Origin of the sequence: Brucella oryzae, from assembly GCF_041929965.1 — a bacterium.
Taxonomy (GTDB): domain Bacteria; phylum Pseudomonadota; class Alphaproteobacteria; order Rhizobiales; family Rhizobiaceae; genus Brucella; species Brucella oryzae.
In genome coordinates this window covers 132,132-149,942 of sequence record NZ_JBHEEO010000003.1, presented here as the reverse complement: position 1 = coordinate 149,942, position 17,811 = coordinate 132,132, and the positions used below count along the sequence as shown (strand labels likewise).

Below are 17,811 nucleotides of genomic sequence, written 5' to 3'. Positions count from 1 at the left end.
TCGTCCTCACTTTTTAGAAACCTCTCGTGGGAAGTTCGCGGCAGCGCTCAGTACCGCCCGTATCGACGCGGTTGCGATGTCGTTATCGATTCCAACCCCGAAGATTTTTCGTCCGTCATGCGTCCGGCATTCAATGTAGGCGGCAGCTTGTGCGTAGGCGCCCTTTTTCAACGCATGTTCGTGATAGTCGACAACGTCCAGATCGATGCCACAACCGGTCTGCAATGCCGAGATTGCACTTGACATCAAACCATTGCCGCGCCCGGTTATGGCGATTTCCTTGCCGAGATGCCGGATACGCCCCACAAAGACACGTGCCTCCCCACTACGCGCCGGTTTGCTTTCCCTGTAGTTCAGCAGTTCGAAGTCAGCGTTCTCGTTGATATGATAGATGTCGCTAAACAGCGACCAGATCATTTCAGCAGTCGTTTCCTTGCCGGTATCGTCGGCAAATGCCTGCACACGGCGGCTAAAATCGATCTGCAGCGGACGCGGCAGCTTCAGTCCGCGATCCTGCTCCAGCACCCACGCCACACCTCCCTTGCCCGATTGACTGTTCACACGGATAACGGCTTCATAAGTTTCGCCGATATCTTTCGGATCGATGGGCAGATAGGGCATTTCCCATATGCCGTCATTGCGGCTTTCATGGGCGGCGAAGCCCTTGCGGATCGCGTCCTGATGCGAACCGGAAAAAGCTGTATGAACCAGCTCCCCAGCATAGGGATGACGGGGATGAACCGGCAAGGCATTGCAATGTTCGACCGTGCGCACAACGGAACGCAACTCCGGAAAATAAAGCTCCGGATCGATGCCCTGCGTATAAAAATTCAGCGCCAGCGTGACGAGATCGACATTGCCGGTGCGCTCGCCATTGCCGAACAGGCAACCTTCAACACGGTCTGCACCAGCGAGCAGGGCCTGTTCCGTCGCGGCAACCGCCGTTCCCCGGTCGTTATGTGGATGCACGCTTATAATCACGCTGTCGCGGCGTGAGAGATTGCGACAAAACCACTCTATCTGGTCTGCATAGACATTTGGCATTGCAACTTCAACGGTAGCAGGAAGGTTCAGGATCGCCTTGTTTTCCGGCGTTGGTTGCCAGACATCCAGAACACGCTCGCAAATTTCCAGCGCAAAGTCAGGCTCGGTAAAGCAGAAGGTTTCGGGTGAATATTCGAAAGTCCAGCATGTCTCGGGCTGTTTCCGACTCTCTTCCAGCATGGCGGTGACACCACAGACCGCCAGATCGATGATTTCCTCTTTTTCCATCTTGAACACCACGCGGCGAAATAGCGGTGCGGTTGCGTTATAAAGATGCACGATAGCCTGTTGCACACCGAGCAGGGATTGGAAAGTACGTGCAATCAGGTCGGCTCGCGATTGCGTCAGCACCTGAATGGTCACATCGTCGGGTATCAGATTATCTTCGATCAAACGTCGAACAAAATTGAACTCTGTCTGCGAAGCAGACGGAAATGCTACTTCGATTTCCTTGAAACCGATTTCCAGAAGCATGCGATAGAAACGCAATTTCTTTTCACCGTCCATCGGATCGGCGAGCGCCTGATTGCCGTCGCGCAAGTCTGTCGACACCCAGCGCGGCGCCTGCGTCAAACGCCGGTTCGGCCATTGGCGATCCAGCAATTCGATCGGGGAAATGAAGGGGCGGTATTTGATATCGGGGTTCTGCATCATGACAATAAAATTCCTTCGGCTGTATTGAACAGCGGTTGCGACAACGGAGGGATTGACGGCAGGCTACGACCGCCGGGATGCCATCAGGCCCAACGGTCGCCGGTAAGTCGAAGGAGAAGAAGTACGGAAGCGAGACGCGCATCGCCGGCCGGAGCGTTCAACTCCGTCGAAGCCAATGTCTTAAGGCATGCGCAAACGGGCAATGTCTGGCTCTCTGGAAAATGAACTTCTTTAACTAAGCATAGACGATTGGATGTTGGCATTCTTGCGCATTCGGGTCATTGTAGAGTGCAAAAGGGTCAACCCATGTCGCTGAATTACCCTCCACCGCTTGCACTTGGCCTGTCTGCCCTGGCGCAAGATGATGCTGCCTTTGCCGGACCACCACACCGCCATCAGGATGCGCAATTGATCTATGCGCGCGCCGGTGTAGTATCCGTCACAACGGAGAATGGCACATGGGTCGTACCGCCCAACCGCGCGGTATGGGTACCTTCGATGGTGGAACATGCAACGCGCAGCCACGGACCGGTTCAGTTTCGCACTATCTTTGTCCGTCCCGACGCTGCCCGGCCTCTCCCCTCGTCCTGCGGCGTAGTGGAAGTTTCGCCCTTATTGCGGGAGTTGATCCTGCGTCTGGTTGATTTGCAGGATCGCGCCATCACGTCCCTTACACAGCGCATCAGTGAACTTTTGTTGGAAGAACTGACCTTTCTCCCCGCAGAGCCCCTCAATCTACCCATGCCCGTCGATCAACGATTCCGCGATCTTTGCGGAGCATTGCAATCGAAGCCCGATACGGAACTAACCCTTGATGCCGCCGCCTGTCGAATGGGCATGAGCAGGCGCAGTTTCATGCGCCATTTCGAGCGTGAAACCGGAATGACCTATGGTCGCTGGCGACAACAGGCACGATTGCTCGCTGCCCTGCCCGCTTTGGCTGCAGGCATGCCTGTTGTTACCGTCGCACTGGACTGCGGGTACCAAAGCACAAGCGCTTTCGCCGCAACGTTCAAACGCAGCCTTGGGCGAAGTCCGGCAAGTTATTTTGATTGAAGCATCACAAAGTCGTGTGGAACACACGGACGACAGGTACATTTTCAATCACTTATGTTTTGAGCTACCTCACCGGACAGCTTTTAAGAGTTGATTTCGACATCTTAGCCGAAGGGAGAAATTGACAGTCCGGCTTCTTATCCTGTAACGATCATCCAGTTTTGAACATTGTTCAATATATTGAACAAATGAAAGGTTTCTCCCAAGACTTTTCTTTCAGGACCGCCGGTGCATCGGCTGCATCGGAAAACTACGAGAGCGCTTCCTTCCCAAGACAGAAGCGTCTCCCGAATAAGCCCAGCGTTGTGTGCCGGTGAGGAAATGAGAGACCTCGGCGCTGGTGAAAGTGATAAGGGTGGAATGATGACAACAGAGATCAAGCCATTTTCGTTCGATACGGTCGGCTCGATGCTCGTCGAATGGAGCGCTGCAAAGCGCCTTGGCGAAATTCTCGGCGAACGGTTTTCCGAACGCAAGATTCTGATCGTGACGGACAAGGGGCTCCATAAGGCTGGTGTCCTTAACGATGCACTGGCCTCGCTGGAAAAAGCAGGCTTCGGTATCAGCGTTTTCGATGATGTGGTAGCCGACCCACCGGAAGCCGTGCTGTTCGCCTGCGTCGAGCAAGCAAAAACTGCCGGTTGCAACCTCGTGCTCGGTTTGGGCGGCGGCTCGTCCATGGATATCGCCAAGCTCGCAGCAGTGCTGCTTGTCTCCGAACAAAAACTTTCCGAACTCTACGGTATCGGCAAGGTGCAGGGCAGCCGTCTTCCATTGGTCCAGATTCCAACCACGGCTGGAACCGGATCAGAAGTCACCAACATCACCATTCTGACGACCGGCGAGACCACGAAGATGGGCGTGGTCGCCCGTCAGCTTTACGCTGACTTCGTTATCCTTGACGCAGAACTGACCTGTGGTCTGCCTGCCCTTCATACGGCTGCAACCGGTATCGACGCCATGGTCCATGCGATCGAGGCATATACGAGCCGCATCAAGAAGAACCCGCTCTCCGACGCATTCGCCCGCGAAGCGCTGAAGCTTCTTTCGGCCAATCTGATCACGGCGTGCAGCCATGGCAATGATCGCCATGCCCGCGAGGCAATGCTGCTCGGTGCCAATTATGCCGGGCAGGCTTTCTCCAATTCGCCTGTCGGTGCCGTTCATGCACTGGCCTATCCTCTAGGTGGTCATTATCATGTGCCGCATGGCCTTTCCAACGCGCTAATGCTGGGACCGGTACTGCGCTACAATATGGCGGGCGCAGCCAAGCTTTATGCAGAGCTTGGCGATCTCCTGCTGGAGAAATCGGAAGGCACCACGGAAGCGCGCTCGGCGGCCTTCGTTACCTATATGGAAGAGCTGATGAACAAGTCCGGCGCACCGCGTCGCCTACGCGATGTCGGCGTGACGGAGGACAGCCTCGAAATGCTGGCACGCGACGCGATGCTGCAAACCCGGCTTCTGGGCAATAACCCGGTTGACGTGACCGAGGCCGACGCTTTGGCACTCTATCGCGAAGCTTTCTGACCAAACATAACAACCTGACGGATCAGGCGCCGGGGAAGTGAGCTGACTGCCACTTCTCCGCAGTCTGTCCTTATGTCCCCGGAGAATAAATTGAGCACTGAACGCATCGACGGTCAGGAGCAGCCCTATTGGCCTGCCGGACCGTTCAAAATTCGATTGCCTTTCGTCCATTACAAATTCGAATGGCCTGACTATTTTCAAGGTCTGCTTATGTGCGCGGTGGATCTGTCCGCCATCCCGCTCATGACTGAGCTCCTTGGAATGCCCTTCGAAGTTGCCCTTGCGGTGGTCGTGCTGAACGGGCTGTTCTATCTCGCGCACCATCTTCTGGGCGACCCTGTCGTTCCGGGCTGGATCACGCCTGCTATTCCACTTTTGATGGCCTATTGCGCCACATTCCCCGAAGGGCCGGAACGCGTCCATGCGCTGGTCGCATTTCAAATGATGCTCGGCATCTTCTCGATTTTTATCGGTGCGACGGGCATGGCGCATCGCGTGGTGCAACTCATTCCTGCCGCTATCAAGGCGGGCATTATAGTCGGCGCAGGATTTGCCGCAGTCATATCGGTTTTCCAGCTTGGTGGACGTTTCGATACGTTTCCCTTCACGATCACCATCGCCGTCGGCCTTGGTTTTTATGTCATCTTTTCCCGCCATTTTGCGCGCATCAAGAACAGAAATCCGGTGCTCGCTATTATCGGAAAGCTCGGCGTATTCCCGATTATTCTGCTCGCTGTCATTATCGCTCCTCTCTTCGGCGAAGCACAGTGGCCAAAGCTCGAATGGTCGATCACAAGTCCGGATTTCACCACGCTTTGGCGTGAGTATACTGTTTTCGGCCTTGGCTTGCCGCCACTTTCGATGTTTCTCAGTGCAATCCCGACCATGCTTGCAGCCTATATCGTCGTGTTCGGCGATGTCCTGCAAAGCCGTGCCATTCTAAAGGAAGCCGACGAAGCTCGCCCCGATGAAAAAGTGGACTACAACCCAGACCGGGCGCATCTCATTTTTGGCGGGCGCAATGCTGCAATGAGTGTTCTTGGACCGGATGTATGCATGTGCGGCCCGCTCTGGTCAGCTATGCATGTGGTCATCACCGAGCGTTTTTCGCAAGGAAAGAAGGCAATGCATTCGATCTTCGGCGGCGCAGGCTCATTTCGCTGGGGCACCAATACCGGCCTGTTCCTGATGCCGATCGTCACCCTGGTGCAGCCGATACTTGGTGTCGCACTCGCCCTTACTTTGCTTATTCAGGGATATGTTTCGGTCCGGGTCGGCATTCTCGAAGCACGTTCCCAGCGCGATCTCGGCATTGCCGGTGTGGTCGGTGCAGTTCTTGCCACGCGCGGTGCCGCATGGGCTTTTGCGACCGGTGTTGTCCTGTGCCTTTTGATATATGGCCGTGACTTCTTCCGTGGTGAGGTAGACAACACCTTTACCAAAGACAGCTAGTGGACTGAATTTGACATTTGAATCCCGTCTGAATGAGATGCCGTTTCAAATGTCGGAATCAGACCACTAGCCGATAGCCCTCCCGGTCATACCGAGAGGGCTTCCGTTCTATCCGTTCACCACTTCCGGCAGTGGCTTGTCCACGCTCATCGCATGGTCAAGAACGCGCTGCAGATTTGCGGCGTGACGGAAGCTCGGTTCCAGTTCCGCAACATCGGTCACGGCACGCGCAAAACGCTGGTAATTTGTCTCTACCGTACCCGCATCGATATCCCGCCAGACCGGCGTTTCAATATCCTCGCCGATGGAGCCGCGCAGGCTCGAACCGGTAGGCGTGTGGAGAATTTCCAGCGCACCCTTGTCGCCATGGATACGCAGGCGCAGCTCATTCAGATGACCGGTTGCCCAGCGACTTGCATGGATGACACCCAGTGCGCCATTGGCATATTCCGCCATCATGACGAAGCTGTCATTGGCATCCAGCACATATTCGCCGATATGGTTGTTTTCCGCCTTCTCGAAAGTCTTGAGGCGCGCCGACGCACGCTCCACATCGCTGCCGATGGCATAGGTAGCGAAGTCAAGAATATGGATACCCACATCGCCCAGAACGCCATTGGAGCCGTGCCGGGTGGAAAGTCGCCAGAGCCACTTGCTCTCCGTTTTCCAATCGCCCCAGGTCTTCGAGACCAACCAGCTTTGCAGATAGGACGCCTCGAAATGGCGCACCTGACCAATCTCACCCGCCATTACCATTTCGCGCGCCTTCTGCAAGGGCGCAACATTGCGATAGGTGAGGTTGACCATATTGACCACGCCCGCCTGCTCGGCAGCGTCCGCCATTTCTGCAGCCTTCTCGTAGCTTTCAGCCAGCGGCTTTTCACAAAAGACATGCTTGCCTGCGCCAACCAGCGCCAGAGTGGTGGGATGATGGATGGCATCCGGGGTCACATTGGCAACCGCATCGAAGCGATCCCACTCCAGCGCATCCTCCAGCCGCGTGAAACGATTGTGAATGTCGTGGTTTTCTGAAAACGCATCGACGCGCACCGCCGAAACATCGCAAGCCGCCACGACCTCCACGCCCTCGATGGCCTTGAAGGCTTCGGCATGGTTTTTCGCCATGCCGCCTGTTCCAAGAATAAGAAGACGCATGATGCACCTCAGCGATAACCGGCCTCACCGGCCTTGTGCAATTTCGGCCCGCGCTCCACGATCGGCTCCAGCGCCATCTCGACGGGTACATTCGGGGCGGTATGAATGCCTGTCCATGCTGCTTGCGGATTGTAAGCCCATTTGACTGAATTGCGCAGAACCGTTCGCACATTCGCGTCGTGATAGGTGGGATAAGTCTCATGGCCGGGCCGAAAGTAAAATACATTGCCCGCGCCGCGCCGCCAGGTCATGCCCGAGCGGAAGACTTCGCCACCCGCAAACCACGAAATGAAAACCGTTTCGAGCGGTTCAGGCACGGAGAACTGTTCCCCATACATTTCCTCGTTCTCGAGCACGAAATTCTCGTCCAGCCCCTGCGTGATCGGATGACCGCGATTGACCACCCATAACCGTTCACGCTCACCCGCTTCACGCCATTTCAGCGCGCAGGGCGTTCCCATAAGTCGCTTGAAGATTTTGGAGAAATGCCCGGAATGGAGTACGATAAGGCCCATCCCCTCGAAGACACGTCGGGCCACGCGCTCCACCACTGCATCGCTGACCGCGCCATGATCCTTATGACCCCACCAGACCAACACATCGGTCTCAGCAAGGCGCGCTTCTGGCAAGCCATGTTCCGGTTCCTGCAAGGTGGCAGTCGTCGCTTCGATTGCGCTGTCCTCATTCAGCGCCTCGGCAATCGTGTTGTGCATACCGTTCGGATAGACCGAACGCACTGTTTCATTGATCTGCTCGTGAATGTTTTCACCCCAGACGATGGTACGAATAGGCACGAGTATTCTCCTTGCTGCGGGCATCGCGGCCCATTTGTCTCATGTGCCGTTAAAGCGCGTTTTGATCTGATTGGATCGGATCGGCGCCCTAACTTCTTCTATTTCAAGCATAATCTTATCGATCCTCGTTTCGCTCCGGTCGGATCATGCTCGAGGCTTGGGAGGTCGGCGTCAAACAGCGCGGCCTTTTTCATCGAAACGATGAATATTTTCCCCTGTCGGGGAAACCGAGAGCGTCTCGCCTGACCTGCGCGATGCTACCCCACTTTCGCGAACCACCAGCGGCTCCTCCAGACCAAGATCGATATAGACATAGGTATCGGAACCGAGGATTTCGGTGTGGATTACCTGACCGGTCCAATGGCCTCCGTCGGGCGCGATGGCGAGGTGTTCGGGACGCAGGCCCACCGTATGCGCGCCAAAAGGCTCACTATATCTGCCGGTCAGGAAATTCATCTTCGGTGACCCGATGAATCCGGCGACGAAAAGTGAATTCGGCTTTTCGTAAAGCTCAAGCGGCGTTCCGATCTGCTCCACCCGTCCGTCGCGCAGCACGCAGATGCGGTCGGCCAGCGTCATCGCCTCCACCTGATCGTGTGTGACATAGATCATGGTGGTGTCTTCCATGCTCTGGTGGAGCTTGGCGATCTCAAGCCTTGTAGCCACACGTAGTGCCGCATCGAGGTTGGACAAGGGTTCATCGAAGAGGAACACTTTCGGATCACGCACTATGGCGCGGCCAATCGCGACGCGCTGCCGCTGCCCACCGGAAAGCTGGCGTGGCAGGCGCTCAAGATAGGGCGTCAGCTGCAGCATCTCCGCGGCCTTGTGAATGCGGCTTTTGCATTCATCCTTGCTCTTGCCCGCAAGCTGCATGCCAAAGGCCATGTTCTCATAGACCGTCATATGCGGATAAAGCGCATAGGACTGAAACACCATGGCGATGCCGCGCTTCGACGGCGCGAAACTGTTGACCACTGTTCCATCGATGGCGAGGCTTCCCGATGAAATTTCTTCCAAGCCCGCAATGAGGCGCAACAGCGTGGACTTTCCGCAACCGGAAGGGCCAACGAAGACCATGAACTCGCCGGGCCGGATATCCATATCCACGCCCTTGATGACATCGAAGTTGCCGAAAGACTTGCGCACATCGCGCAACTGAAGTTCTGCCATGTATAAAACTCCTAGCCCTTGACGCCGCCTGCCGTCAGACCGGACACGATCCGCCGCTGGAAGATGAGCACGAGGATGACAAGGGGAACCGTAACGACGACCGAAGCCGCCATGATATTGCCCCAGGGGATTTCAAACTGACTGTTGCCGGACAGAAGCGCGATAGCCACAGGCACGGTGCGCTGGCTGCCCGAAGAGGTGAAGGTGAGCGCGAACAGGAACTCGTTCCATGCCGAAATGAAGGCAAGCAGACCCGTCGTCACCAGTGCGGGCCACATGAGCGGCATGAAAACCCGCGTGATGATGACCCATGGCGATGCGCCGTCCACGATGGCTGCTTCTTCGATCTCTATAGGCAGATCGCGCATGAAGGTAGTGAGTACCCAGACTGTGAAAGGCAGCGTGAAGATCATATAGGAAAAGATCAGTGCCAGCGGCGTGTTGAAGATGCCGAGGAAGCGGATCAGCTCGAACAAGCCTGCCAGAACGGCGATCTGCGGGAACATCGACACCGAAAGAATGGTGAGCAGTAACAGTCCGCGACCACGAAATTTCACACGCGCCAGCGCATATGCCGCTGTCACCGCCAGCAGCAGTGAGATCGCCACGACCACTGTAGCCACCAGCAGCGAATTGCCGAGACTGCGAAGGAAGCTGCCCTGTATCAGCACGCTGGTATAGTTCTCAATCGAGAAATTGGTCGGCCAGTAATCGACCTGAAACAGCGCCGTTCCCGATTTCACACTGGTGATAATCGCATAATAGAACGGGAACACTGCAACCAGAATGATGATCGCCACCAGAAGATAGAAGCCAGCTAACTTTATGTACCGCATCTTCTATTCTCCCCTGCTGGCGATGTTCACGCGTCCAAAGAACATGTAGAGCACGGTGATGGCCGCGATGATGAGGAACAGCATCGTCGATGCTGCCGCGCCATAGGCAAATTTGTCGAAGTCGAAGAGGTTTTCGCGCGCGAAAACCGACATGGTCTTGGTCTGCGCGTTGTTCGGCGTCAGCACATAGATCAGGTCGAAGATGCGCAAGGCATCCAGCATACGGAAGATGATCGCGACCATCAGCGCCGGACGAATCAGCGGCAGCGTCACACGCCAGAACACTTTCAGCGGATGCACACCGTCGATCTTCGCCGCTTCATAAATGTCAGATGGCACCATTTGCAGACCCGCCAGAATAAGCAGCGCCATGAAAGGTGTCGTCTTCCAGACATCGACGATCAGGATTGCGATCATCGCGGTGTCGGGGTTAGCCGTCCAGGCTATCTTCTGACTGATGATACCAAGATTGAGCAGGATATGATTGAGGATGCCGAACTGGTCATTGAGCATCCAGCCCCACATCTTGGCCGACACAATCGTCGGAATTGCCCACGGGATCAGGATTGCGGCGCGCACAAGCCCCCGCCCCCGGAAATTTGCGTTCAGCACCAGCGCGACGATCAATCCAAAGATCGTTTCAAGACTGACCGACAGAATAGTGAACCTGATCGTGTTCCAGACTGCACCCCACCAGGCAGGATCGGCGAGAAGACCGCGATAGATGGTACGTCCGCTCTTGAGCGTCACCCAGGACAGATAATTGTTAAAGCCGACGAACTCCGCAGCACCAAGGCTCGTCAAGGATGCATTGGTAAAGCTGAAATATATGGTCCGGAACAGCGGCCAGCCTGCCACCAGCGCCAGCACAATCAATGTGGGCGCGAGAAACACCCATGCCGATCGGATACGTTGCGCGCGCAGATCGGAGTGAACCCGGCTTTTTGTGGCCGAATTCCCCGAAATATCGAGAGAAGTCTCCTTCATGATCCCACTCTTGGTCCTGCTGAGGAAGAAAGAAGCGTCCGGGCTGCCCGTTTGGGGCTTGGGAGCACAACCCGAACGCGGCTTGATTGGTCCCCTACCAGCCGGAGCCTTCCAGCTCAGTCAGTTCGACCTCAAGCATTTCGAGATTCTCCGCCGCAGTACCGTTGCCCGAGAGCGTCTTGTGCACGGCAGTCCAGAATTTTGATGAGACTTCGTTATATTTCACCTTCGTCGCAGCCGATGGGCGCGGCACGGCATTCTGGAAAATGGGCTTCCAATTGGCCATGAAAGGCTGCGCTGCAATGACATCCTTGTCATCGTAAAGTGCTTCAATGGTCGGCAAGCGCGAGATTTCGACCGCCTGTGCCTTCTGCACTTCCGGCGACGCCAGATATTTCACAAGCGCGATGGCAGCATCCTGCTTGGTGGAATATTTGGAAACGGCAAGGTTCCAGCCGCCAAGCGTCGAGGCAGGCGGCTCGCCTTCGGCGCCAGAAGGAAGCGGGGCCACATCGAATTTATCCTTCACGCCGCTATCGGCACTGTTGCTAAGCGCATAAACATAGGGCCAGTTGCGCATGAAGACGGCATTGCCGGTCTGCCAGACGCCTCGGGATTCCTCTTCCTGATAGGCAAGCACGCCCTGCGGCGAGATCGTGCCGATCCAGCCCTTGGCGCGATCGATGGCCGCCGCTGCCTTTTCGTTGTTGATGGAAATCGTACCGTCAGCCTCGACGATCTGGCCGCCACCCGACGATTTGACCCATTCAAGTGCGTTACAGGTCAAACCTTCATAAGCGTTACCCTGAAACACGTAACCCCACAGATCGGATTTTCCTTCAGCCCGCTCCTTGTCCATGATTTCCTTGGCGGTCGCCGTCATCTCATCCCATGTCCTGGGAACCTGCTTGTTGTATTTTTCGAGCAGATCCTTACGGTAAAACAGGGCTGGTGCGTCGGTATAAAACGGCAGTGCGACCAGCTTCCCATTGACCGTCTGAGAGGCGATGATCGAGGGGAAATGCGCGCCCGTCACATCTTTCGTCGCTTCCGTGAGATCGATGAACTGATCGGACAGTTGCGGCGCCCATACCACATCGGTCTGATAGACATCGATATCGGCGTTCCCGGCTGCGAGCCACAGACGATATTGGCTGAACTGCTCGCTGCTCGATGACGGCATTGAAACGATATTGACCTTGTTGCCGGTATCTTTCTCGAATTTGACAACCTGTTCCTGCAGGAACTTGATGTTATTGCCCGTCGAATTTGCTGCGATGGAAATCTCCACCGCATGACCATTCACTGTCGCCAGACCAAGCGCCACGCATGTCCCAAGCAGAACCTGAAAAGCCTTCATCGCTCCCTCCTCCCATCCATTTTATAAGCATCTCGATAAAATCGAAAACGGTTTGGATAAAGAGAGGGTCGCAGAGGACCGCATTCCTGTCAAGGCGAAGATTATCACCTCGCTTCACTTCGTATGAAGTTAGCTCTAACGTAATATAATTCAATGACTTATATGGTCGACCCATTGTTGATAAAAACTTCAGAAATATATTTCTTCAAACATTCTCGATCAGAGATTCAAACAAACTTGAAATCGGTTTGGATTTCATGCACCCTATATGTTGCAGCGGTGCACAGAATTCGACCAACCAATTGTTAATCGCAGGGAAGCGGCTATAATCCGCCGCCTTGCCTGCCTGTATAGTTCGAAAGCCAAATGAAACTCCGTGAATTCGCCAAACATCTCGGCCTCTCAGCCACGACCGTCAGCCGGGCACTGAGCGGCTATCCTGAAGTGGCGGAAAGCACGCGAAAGCGGGTCATGGATGAGGCTATCCGCCTCGGTTACCGACCCAACGTCAATGCGGTCAGGCTGGTGACGGGGCGTGCCGGTGCCATCGGCGTTGTGATGGGCCGCAACAGCGAGTTTCACTTCGCCGAATTCATGCGCGGCATGGCGGAACGGCTTAGTCAGGATGAAGTCGACATTCTCGTCAGCCCGATTGCCAATAATGGGACCGATGATGAAGTGCAACTCTGCCGACGCCTGGCCACCAGCCACCGAGTTGATGCAATCATCGTCACGTCTCCAAAACCCAATGACGAGCGCATCCGCATGCTGCACGAACTGGGCATGCCTTTTCTCGTGCACGGACGGTCTGATACCGACATTCCGCACGCTTGGCTGGATATCGACAATGAGGGTGCGGTTTATCGTTCGACTACCCACCTGCTCGATCTCGGGCATCATCATATCGCAATGATAAACGGTCGCTACGGTTTCACCTTCTCACTCCACCGCGACGAAGGTTATCGGAAAGCTCTCGAAAACAGGGGCATCACTTTCGATCCGAACCTTGTCGAGCACGGCGATTTCACGGATGAGGTCGGCTATCGACTCGCACACAAGCTTCTGGAACGCAATCCACGACCGACGGCATTTGTCGCCGGTTCAATGATGACTGCGCTTGGCATTTATCGCGCTGCACGATCTTTCGGCCTTTCAATCGGCAAGGATATTTCTGTCATCGCTCATGACGACGTCATCTCGTTTCTGAGTGCCGACAATATGGTACCGTCCCTGACCGCGACGCGCTCATCGATGCGTGCCGCAGGAAAACGCTGCGCCGACCTTGTGATGGACATACTTGACGGACGCGCAGCCACCGACATTCATGAATTATGGCCCGTCGAACTGATCCTTCGCGAGTCCGCAACCCGAGTGCCGGAATGGGCATAAGAATATCCAAAAATTTGACGCGATTTGTCAGATCCACACCACTGGTATAGATTTGGCGTGCAACGCGGAGTTGGTTCGGGACGCAGAGACGCACATCCGAGACCAGACCGCGTTGCATGCTGTTTATATCGGAGTAAAAATTGCGCAGTGAACAATCTATTCTTCAAATTTCCATAGCAGTTACTATCCTGGTTGCTGGTTTCGGCGTCGTTTTCGGCCTGTTATCCGGCTCGTTTTCTATCGTGTTTGATGGCGTTTACATGCTGGCCGATGCTGCGATGAGCGGGCTCGCCCTTCTCGTCTCGCGCCTCATCGCCCTTTCTGCCTTGCCGGAACAGCCGCGCGGAAAATTGCGCGATCGCTTCACAATGGGCTTCTGGCATCTTGAGCCAATGGTATTGGGCCTCAATGGCATGATGCTCACCGGCGTTGCGATCTACGCACTCATCAACGCAATCGGCAGCCTTATGGATGGCGGACGCGAACTTGAATTCAGCTATGCGATTTTCTATGCGGTCCTCGCGCTTATCGCCTGTCTCGGCATGGCGTGGTTCGAAATGCGCGCAAACCGCACATTGAAATCTGACTTCGTGGCGCTCGACGCCAAAGCCTGGATCATGTCGGGTGGGATTACTGCGGCGCTTTTGGTCGCTTTTTCGATCGGCTACGCGATTGAGGGAACCGAGCTCGGCTGGGTGACGCCCTATATCGATCCGGCCGTTCTCGCGGTCGTTTGTCTTGTCATCATTCCCATGCCAATCGGCACGATCAGGCAGGCACTGGCCGACATATTCCTGATTACGCCCGTTGATCTCAAACAGCATGTCGATGCGGTTGCGGAAGAGTTCGTCAAACGGAACGGCTTTCTGTCATATCGCGCTTATGTCGCCAAGGTCGGTCGTGGCAAGCAGATCGAACTCTATTTCATCGTACCTCAAGATCTCCCACCACGAAAACTTGAGGAGTGGGACGCCTTGCGTGATGAAATCGGCGACGCGCTTGGCGGTGAAGGGCCGAACCGTTGGCTGACGATTGCCTTTACCACGGATGTGGAGTGGGCCGTGTGACCTGGAGCGTTAGAGTGCATCCCGAAAAGTGCGAAGCGGTTTTCGGGAAATTCTCTGGGGAAACAATCCAGGTGGACGGTAGTGACTGCCTCTTCAGTCTCCAGCCTCTTCAACTATTGAGCTTTTTCGCTTGAATGCGCTGCGAGGCTCTTTCGACCGTGATTTCGTAATGATCGCCCTGCGTTACTTGCCCGATCCGGCTGGAGCGAAATGCGACAGCATTGATGCCGCCTTCGTGGCGCAAACTGTCGAACAGAATTCCAAACTCACCTCCCCTGCGCATCTCTTCGCCGAATGTCTGTGAGGCCGCGTAATCCGTCGGATCATAGACAGCGGGTAACCCTGCCTGCTCGCCGCATATATCGACAAACTCTTCTTCCAGCTTCGCCGTATAGACCCGAAACGTACGCACCAGACCGTCCTGCTGCGTTGCAACGGTTTCGCGACGCATGTGGTGCGCAACCTCGACGACTGAGGTGGTGAGCCGCGCCGCCGCATACCAGGCACCGAGTTCCGGCCCGTTGAAGCGCATGCCGCCCGGCGCCACATGGAGAAACGTCGCCATGACAATGCTGGAATTGGGCCTGCCAAACACCCATTCCTCATGCGGAAGGCGCTGCAATCGCTCAGTCAGAAGACGATCATTCGTCCAGCCTGCCAGTTCCATCACCGCTTCCAGATCGGCAGCAGTAGCAACCGTGTCAAAAAGACCAATCGGCGGAAAACGCGACGGGATCAGGCGATAGCTTGGCTGTGGGGCGGGATTGCGCCTCACGAGAACACCACGTCCTCATCGCGATAAGGCCGAAACTCGCGATCCAGTTCGTTCGGCTCCATGTAAAGGCCGCCGCGCGCCGCATCCAGAAACCGGCGGACGGTCAGCAAGCCATCCTGCAAGCCGCTTGTTACCAGGCTCAACGGTGGATGACTGCCGAAGACCCCAGCCTGATTGGGCGTATGTAACCAGCGGATGCCAGCCTTCTCATCCGAGTAAAGCACACCCAGAGCCTGATGAATGCCGAGCACGGCGGATAGCCGCATCAGCACATCCACATCGAGCGTAATGTCGCGATGTTCACGCACCGCCTTCACCCAATTATAATAGGTCGATCTCGAAGGCAGCCCCAGCACCATGAGCCGCTGCTGTTCGTCCAGCCCCCAAAGATCGGCAATGGAAAGGAACGTGCGCAGGCCCGGCCCGCTCAAACTCTTGCGTGAATGAGGAGCAAAGCGGGCCGCGTCGAGAATATCCGGCCCCTTGCCTATCACTGTCTTCAACGCCGCATTGCTTCTGGCCATGGCTGCCTCCAATCGTCCAGATCAGAATATAGTCCAAATTTGGACTTTTGCAACCTTACGGCTTTATTCAGCGGCGATGAGAGGCGTTTCAACAGCCACATCCGGCATTGTATCGAAGTGAACCGGACGCAGCGAGACAGTGCCGTTGCGGATATCCAGCACATGCGAATAGACGTTTTGGCCGTTTTCAAGCAGCGGCAGCTTGTCCTCATGCATGATGCTGATGACGATAGCTTGCGGGCAGCGCGTCTTCAGCGCCTCATGGAAGCGCATCTTGGAAGTCGGATCGAGGGCGCCTGTTGCCTCGTCAAGGAAGATGATCGACGGCTTGTGCAACAGAATGCGCGCCAGCACGATCTTCTGCTTCTGTCCGCCGGAAAGAACCATATCCCACGGCGCACCATCGGCATCGGCGTCGTTCATGCGCTCGATGAATTCGCCCAACCCCGCCTCGTGCAGCACCGCAGCAACAGCAAGATCGCTGAACAGACTTTCATCGGCGGGCAGGCTGACAAGCTGTTTCAGCGTGACAGACGGGAACTTGGCCTCCTGCGTCGCATAAAGCGAGGTGGCGTTCTGCGGATAGATGATATCGCCGGTGCCATAGGGCCACAGGCCGTTCAGCGCCTTGACGAAGGAGGTTTTGCCAGAGCCGGATTCGCCCCGCATATAAACCCAGTCGCCGGAACGAATATTGATGACGCCGGAGCGCAGGAACGGTGCTTCGCTGTCCGGTCCCTGCATGAGGGTGAGATTGCGCACCGACAGGCCGAAGCGCGGATGCTGCTCAGCGAAAGCAAAGCGGTTGATGCCGGATCGGCTGTAGAACTCGGTCGGGTCCTGAACATTTTCGATTGCCTGCGCGAGGCCGATCACACGGCCCGCATTGGCGCGCAGATTGGCAATTGCCGGCATGACCTGAATGAACCACGAACAATCATTAATCATTGCCGCGACGAGTTCCGCACCCGTTACATAGTTCCGAAAACTGACGGAGCCGCTCATATAGGGCAAAAGACCCGGAATATAGGCAACGATACGGTTCGACAGAAAACCATAGGCCTGCGAGAAAGCGAGATAGGCGGCATCGAAACGATTGAGCCGGTTCCAGGTGCCATCGACATCCTTGTAAAGACGGTCATTGACCGACCGCTGGACGGCCTCGCCGCCGGATGCCGAAATCTGAAAACTGCGACGCAGCAGCGTCGTCCACTCGCCACGATAGGAACCTTCGGCCTTCTGGATGCCGAGATTGAGACGCTCCAGTCGCTTGCCGATCTTGATCGCGATCAGCGTTCCGAGCGGGACATAGATCACGATTGCAGCAAAGGCCAGAACGGCGCTGCCATAGCTGCCGAGGAAATCCAGCCCCTCCACATGCGTGGACATTTCGATCAGCTTCTGGCCGATGAAGAAAGCAGACAGGAACACCCCGACAATGCCCATGACGAGGCCGATGGCGCCACCGGTCATGCCCTTGATCGATTCCTGCAGACGCTGATCGATATTGTCAGGCTGATCCTTGCCCCTACCCTGTTGCAGGTGGAAATGCGTGTGCTTGCCGTTCAACAGCGCAGTGGAGAACTGGTCGTTCAACCATTTGCGCCACTTACGGTGCAGCGTTGTGGACAGGAAATGGCGAGAGCCGACCAGCATCACGTCCTTTGCCAGCATCAACAGCACGAGAATGCCCGCATTGGCGGCAATAGTCATGAGAGGATGCTGAACAGGCGCAGTGTTGACATTGACAATGGAATTCATGAGCAGGCCCGAGGCCTCGGCCACCCATACGGTGGTCTTGCTCACGAAGGCCGTTATCAGGAAGATTGCGATGGTGAGAACCCAGGCTTCCTTCCAGCGGTCGGAAATCCAATAGGCACGCATCAGCCCCCAGAACGACGTCATGTCAGCCACGGCAGACCTCCCCCTTGCCTGCAAGGATTGCTGTCTGGTCTGCCGGTTTTTGCTCAATCCACACCTCGTTCGACATCAAGAAATGTAACGCTATGTTACAT

General features: G+C 55.8%; 15 protein-coding genes. 5 read left to right on the top strand and 10 right to left on the bottom strand.

Features of this window, described 5'->3' with window-relative positions; translation table 11 throughout:
* Positions 1-6: 6 nt before the first annotated feature.
* Positions 7-1,698, bottom strand: coding sequence for a 2-isopropylmalate synthase (leuA, locus tag JNC70_RS04160; protein WP_104755590.1), 1,692 nt, complete (start codon positions 1,696-1,698; stop codon positions 7-9).
* 306 nt (positions 1,699-2,004) lie between these two features.
* Between leuA and JNC70_RS04155 the strand changes: the two genes are divergently transcribed.
* The 3 genes from JNC70_RS04155 (at position 2,005) to JNC70_RS04145 (ending at position 5,736) form a co-directional block, all read left to right on the top strand.
* A complete protein-coding gene (locus JNC70_RS04155; protein ID WP_104755591.1) occupies positions 2,005-2,754 on the top strand; it encodes an AraC family transcriptional regulator in 750 nt (249 codons plus the stop codon).
* A 360-nt stretch (positions 2,755-3,114) separates the two neighbouring features.
* On the top strand, positions 3,115-4,284 hold the full coding sequence (locus JNC70_RS04150) for an iron-containing alcohol dehydrogenase (protein ID WP_104755592.1): 1,170 nt from the start codon (positions 3,115-3,117) through the stop codon (positions 4,282-4,284).
* A 90-nt stretch (positions 4,285-4,374) separates the two neighbouring features.
* Positions 4,375-5,736, top strand: a complete 1,362-nt coding sequence (locus tag JNC70_RS04145) for a hypothetical protein (protein WP_208623450.1) — start codon at positions 4,375-4,377, stop codon at positions 5,734-5,736.
* Between the two features lie 108 nt (positions 5,737-5,844).
* Here the strand turns inward: JNC70_RS04145 and JNC70_RS04140 are convergent, their stop codons facing one another.
* From JNC70_RS04140 to JNC70_RS04115, 6 genes are all read right to left on the bottom strand, one after another.
* Positions 5,845-6,891, bottom strand: a complete 1,047-nt coding sequence (locus tag JNC70_RS04140) for a Gfo/Idh/MocA family protein (RefSeq protein WP_104755594.1) — start codon at positions 6,889-6,891, stop codon at positions 5,845-5,847.
* Positions 6,892-6,899: 8 nt separating this feature from the next.
* On the bottom strand, positions 6,900-7,685 hold the full coding sequence (locus JNC70_RS04135) for a ThuA domain-containing protein (RefSeq protein ID WP_104755595.1): 786 nt from the start codon (positions 7,683-7,685) through the stop codon (positions 6,900-6,902).
* A gap of 171 nt (positions 7,686-7,856) precedes the next feature.
* Positions 7,857-8,858, bottom strand: coding sequence for an ABC transporter ATP-binding protein (locus JNC70_RS04130; RefSeq protein ID WP_104755596.1), 1,002 nt, complete (start codon positions 8,856-8,858; stop codon positions 7,857-7,859).
* 11 nt (positions 8,859-8,869) lie between these two features.
* Positions 8,870-9,694 carry a carbohydrate ABC transporter permease gene (locus JNC70_RS04125; protein ID WP_245414752.1) on the bottom strand — a complete coding sequence of 275 codons (825 nt, stop codon included), beginning with the start codon at positions 9,692-9,694 and terminating at the stop codon, positions 8,870-8,872.
* 3 nt (positions 9,695-9,697) lie between these two features.
* The gene (locus JNC70_RS04120) at positions 9,698-10,681 is read right to left on the bottom strand and encodes a carbohydrate ABC transporter permease (protein ID WP_245414753.1); all 984 of its coding nucleotides are present in this window, start codon (positions 10,679-10,681) and stop codon (positions 9,698-9,700) included.
* A 94-nt stretch (positions 10,682-10,775) separates the two neighbouring features.
* Positions 10,776-12,041 (bottom strand): ABC transporter substrate-binding protein, encoded by a 1,266-nt coding sequence (locus JNC70_RS04115; protein WP_104755597.1) that lies wholly within the window; start codon positions 12,039-12,041, stop codon positions 10,776-10,778.
* A gap of 366 nt (positions 12,042-12,407) precedes the next feature.
* On the opposite strand from JNC70_RS04115, the gene JNC70_RS04110 reads away from it, so the two are divergent.
* Together JNC70_RS04110 and JNC70_RS04105 are read left to right on the top strand one after the other, a co-directional pair.
* Complete coding sequence (locus JNC70_RS04110) at positions 12,408-13,430, top strand: substrate-binding domain-containing protein (RefSeq protein ID WP_104755598.1); 1,023 nt, start codon at positions 12,408-12,410, stop codon at positions 13,428-13,430.
* A gap of 140 nt (positions 13,431-13,570) precedes the next feature.
* Positions 13,571-14,497, top strand: coding sequence for a cation diffusion facilitator family transporter (locus JNC70_RS04105; protein ID WP_104755599.1), 927 nt, complete (start codon positions 13,571-13,573; stop codon positions 14,495-14,497).
* Between the two features lie 109 nt (positions 14,498-14,606).
* Here JNC70_RS04105 and JNC70_RS04100 read toward each other — a convergent pair whose 3' ends face one another.
* The 3 genes from JNC70_RS04100 to JNC70_RS04090 form a co-directional block, all read right to left on the bottom strand.
* Positions 14,607-15,272, bottom strand: a complete 666-nt coding sequence (locus tag JNC70_RS04100) for an RES family NAD+ phosphorylase (protein ID WP_104755600.1) — start codon at positions 15,270-15,272, stop codon at positions 14,607-14,609.
* A complete protein-coding gene (locus JNC70_RS04095; protein ID WP_104755601.1) occupies positions 15,269-15,796 on the bottom strand; it encodes an MbcA/ParS/Xre antitoxin family protein in 528 nt (175 codons plus the stop codon). Before JNC70_RS04095 ends, JNC70_RS04100 begins: the two co-directional genes overlap by 4 nt.
* Before the next feature lie 63 nt (positions 15,797-15,859).
* The gene (locus tag JNC70_RS04090; RefSeq protein ID WP_167394058.1) at positions 15,860-17,710 is read right to left on the bottom strand and encodes an ABC transporter ATP-binding protein/permease; all 1,851 of its coding nucleotides are present in this window, start codon (positions 17,708-17,710) and stop codon (positions 15,860-15,862) included.
* Positions 17,711-17,811 lie beyond the last annotated feature (101 nt).